This window comes from Protofrankia sp. CiP3, assembly GCF_917627345.1.
Taxonomy (GTDB): Bacteria; Actinomycetota; Actinomycetes; order Frankiales; family Frankiaceae; genus Protofrankia.
In genome coordinates this window covers 52,426-56,501 of the sequence record NZ_CAKJTM010000027.1, presented here as the reverse complement: position 1 = coordinate 56,501, position 4,076 = coordinate 52,426, and the positions used below count along the sequence as shown (strand labels likewise).

The window sequence follows — 4,076 nt, the reverse complement described above, 5'->3', positions numbered from 1 at the left end:
GCCGCCCGCTGGCCGACGGCCGCGGTGGCCCGGCTGAGGACGTCGGCGGATGAGCCGGCGGCGAGCATCACGTGCCCGTCGGCCACCGGCAGCGGCTCGACCAGCAGCGGCTCGACCAGCAGCTGCCCGGCCGCCGCCCCCGGCAGCCGGCCGGGCGTCCCACCGGACTCGATCAGCGGTGCCTGGAGTACGCCGGCCGCTGCCAGCAGATCGCTGTCGACCCGCTGCCCCCGGCCGCCGCGGACCCGGGCCACCAGCCCGGCCAGCACCCCCTGCGCGCTGATGAGGCCGCCGAAGACATCGAGCAGGGTCATCAGGGAGCCGGCGGGCGGCTCGCCCGGGGCGCGCAGCTGCTCACCGAAGCCGGCGTACGCCTGGACCAGGAAGTCCGTACCGGGCGGCGAGCCGTCGACCGGCACATCCCCCCATCCGGAGGCGTAGGCGTAGACCAGGCCGGGATGGATCCCGGCGAAGTCGGCCGAGTCCAGCCCGAAGCCGGCGGCCCTGCCCGGGGCCCAGTTGTGCAGGAACACGTCGGCACCGGCCACGGCGTCGCGCACGGCCGCCCAGCCGCCGGATGAGCGCAGGTCGACCTCGACGACACGCTTGTGCCGGTTGAGCGCCAGGAACCGGGCCGAGCAGCCGCCGACCGTCGGCGCCATCCCGCGCAGCGGGTCACCCCCGACGGGCTCTATCCGGATCACCTCAGCGCCGAGCTGGCCGAGGAGGTGCCCGGCCAGCGGTCCCTGGACACGCCGGCCGGCCTCGACGACGGTGAGCCCGGCCAGCGGCAGGGCCGCCGCGGCCGACAGCTCCGGGAGGCCCGGTGGTGCCTGGCCCGCCTCGGGGGGCACCCCGAACGCGCGGATGGCCCACGGCGGGCCGACCTGACCGGACGGGGCGAAGTCCGCCACCCGCTGGGCGTGGCCACGCAGCGGCAGGATAGCCAGCCCCGCCGCCGCGGCCGCGCTCCGGAGCTGGGCGTAGCCGCGTACCCGGGTCGCGGCGTGCAGATCGGCTGGCAGCGGGGCACTGGCGTTGGCGTACCGCAGGACGAACGCGCGCCAGCCGCGCGCGACAGGCCGCGGGCCCACGCCCAACGCCGACCACAGGCAACGCCACGGTTCCGGGTCCAGCGCCTCGATCTCGAACCAGACTCCGTCGGCCGAGACGAAAGGCGGCGGCACCCCCGCGGCCGGGCCGGGCCCGGCGCCATCGAATTCGGTGCCATCGAATTCGGCCTCATCGGGTTCGGAGTCATCGGGCTCGACGACGCTGCCGGCCGCCAGATACTGCGAGACCGTCAGCAGCGCCGCGCCCGCCACGGACACCTCCACGGCCTCGACCGGCATGCCCCGCAGCCCGGCGAGCACCGCGGCGAGCACCCCCTGGACGGCGAGCACACCGGCCGCCGCGCTCACGTAGTCGAGCCGGAGCCGCCGAGGCCCGCCGTGGGCGCGGCCGTGCACGGCCATCAGGCCGTACGCGGCCTGGGCGGTTCCCTCGTCCAGGCGGGTGCCGGTGGTGTCCGTCCAGTCGAGGGCGCAACGGATCGCGGGCAGCTGTGGACATGTGATCGTTATCGGTCCGGCGCCCGTCGATCGCCCGGCCGGCTCGACGATCGCTCCCAACTGGCACAGGTGCCGTACGACGAGCCGTTCGGCGGGGTCGGCGGGCTTGCCACGCACCGTCATGCCCGCCAGCGGAGCCGGGACGGATCGCCGGTCCCGCGCCGCACCGTCGCTACTGGGCATCACACCGGCGCTCCCCAGCGCATCCGCCGCCTCCGCTGCCGTCAGGCTTGGTCACATGTCAGTAGTCGGCTCCCGTGCGCACTGAGTTCCCGCGGCATGAAAATCACTGGACATGAAAGTCACTGGACATGCGGCCCGCGGGCTGGCGCGGCCTGTCCGCGGGCGCACGATCTCCGTGGGCGCGCTGTCCCCGTGGACGCGCTGCGGACGCGCGGCCGGGCCCGGTCACGACACGGCCGCGGGCCGGAGTTCGGCCTTCCCGGTGATGAACGACCCCGTGACGGCGGACGCGGCGAACACCAGCATCACCCACAGCCAGGCCCAGCCGTAACCGAACGAGTCCGCGAGCAGGCCGAACACCGTCGGCCCCAGCACGAAACCGCTGAAGAAGCCGAGCGAGACCAGCCCGGACGCGTGGCCGGTCGCCCCGCCGCGGCGCACCACGGCCAGCATTGACACGGCGTTGGCGCCGGTGGCCGTTCCCCCGATACCGGCCGCGCCCAGCCAGACCAGGGCTGGCCAGACGGGTGCGGCCAGCCACACGAGCAGCGCGGACCCGGCCGCCGCCGCGGACAGGGAACCAAGAAGCATGGTCGCCTCCGGCATCCGGTCCGCCCATCTCGTCCAGGTGATCCGCCCGAACAGCCCGGACAGCCCGAAAGCGGCGAGGGCTGCCCCGGCCGCCCAGCCACCCAGGCCGAGCCGCTGGGACGCGTACAGCGGCAGGTAGGTGTTGACGGCCGCCAGGGCGGTGCCGAGCAGCGCCGAGTAGGCCATCAGCCAGGCCAGCCACGTCGACGGCCGCGACCAGCGCCACCAGGAGCCGCGCGCGGTGCCCGCTGGGCGCGCGCGGCCCGCCGCCTGCTGCCCGGACACCGAGCGGCTGTCCGCGTCGACCGTCCGCCAGACCAGCACCAGCAGGATGATCGGGACGATCGCGGCACACCGTAACGCGGCCCGCCAGCCGATCGTGTGCGCCACGGCCGGCAGCGCCAGCCCGGCGGCGAACGCCGACAGCTGGACGCCCGACTGTTTGAGCCCGATGGCCAGCGCCCGCCGCGCCGGCGGAACCGTTCGTGCCAGCAGCACGTTCGTGGCGGGATTCGCCAGCGCCTGCCCGATGCCGGCGAGCGCCAGGACGGCGAGGAGAGCGGCGTAGGAGCCGGCGAACGACGCACCGGCCAGCGCGGCCGTGACCGCCGCGCTCAGGACGGCCAAGCCACGGCGTGCCCCGGTGACGTCCACGAGATGGCCGGCGACCAGGGACAGCACGGCCGCCACCGCGAACGTCGCGGTGACCAGCTCACCGACCCTCGTCCGGGACAGGCCGAGATCGTCGACCAGGGAGGGCGCGAGCGCGCTCACCGCGTACAGCGACAGCATCGACGAGGCCATTGCCGTGGTCGCGACTCCCACCGCGGCCCACCAGCGCCTGCCAGCCATGGCCCACCCCCGCTCCTGCGCCCGATGCTGTGTCAGTCGTCGGCGGGACGGTGAATAGTTCCCCGGTCAGCTGGTCGCTTCCAGCCATCGGGGCGGATCATTTCGATCATGAAAGGCGGCCACCAGGTCGACCCGCGCACGAGCGACCCGGGAACGGATCGTACCGACGGGACAGCCACACACCTGCGCGGCTTCCGCGTAGCTGAGCCCGAGCAGCTGGGTGGCGACAAACGCCTCACGCCGTTCCAGCGGCAGGCCACGCAGCAGCTGGCGGACGACGACCGCGTCCTCGAGCGACGACGCCCCGACGCTGTATGCCTCGGCCTCGGCCGCGTATGCGCTGGCCGCCACGCGCGGACGGCGGACGGCGGCGCGGATGTGATCGACCACCACCCGGCGGGCGATCGCCAGCAGCCACGTCCTGGCCGACGAACGCCCGGCGAAGGCGGGCAGGGCACGCACGGCCCGCAGGTACGTCTCCTGGCAGAGGTCCTCGGCGTCGTTCGCGTTGGTGAGATGGAGCAGGAACCGGTAGGTCTGCCGCTGGGTCGCCCGGATGAACGCGACCTGCGCCGCGGGGTCGCCGGCACCGGCCGCCAGCGCCCACGCTGTGATTGTGTCCTCATCGGGCTCGGCTGCTGGCACGTCCGGAAGATAACAGTGGTAGATGATCGTCAGTTTGGTTTGCTGATGCCGCTGGCGGGAGCGCAGGCATGGCGGCGAGCGCCGGACCGCGAAGACGCTCGCCGAGGACGCGGCGAAGGACGCGGCGAGGGCGGGAGCCAGGACAGCCGCGGGCCGAATCGTCATGGGCTCAACGCGCTCTCGCCGCTTCTCGACCGTTAGAGCGCCCGAGGACAGGGCGTTCGATCAGTGAGC

General features: G+C 74.3%; 3 protein-coding genes. All 3 read right to left on the bottom strand.

Annotated elements, in window-relative coordinates; genetic code table 11:
- Positions 1-1,754, bottom strand: a 1,754-nt coding sequence (locus tag MJ797_RS12400) for a CoA transferase (protein WP_239334491.1), incomplete at its 3' end; no start/stop codon positions are given.
- A 225-nt stretch (positions 1,755-1,979) separates the two neighbouring features.
- Positions 1,980-3,197, bottom strand: a complete 1,218-nt coding sequence (locus MJ797_RS12395; protein ID WP_239334490.1) for an MFS transporter — start codon at positions 3,195-3,197, stop codon at positions 1,980-1,982.
- Between the two features lie 66 nt (positions 3,198-3,263).
- Positions 3,264-4,007, bottom strand: a complete 744-nt coding sequence (locus MJ797_RS26970; protein WP_255738852.1) for a sigma-70 family RNA polymerase sigma factor — start codon at positions 4,005-4,007, stop codon at positions 3,264-3,266.
- Positions 4,008-4,076: the final 69 nt, after the last annotated feature.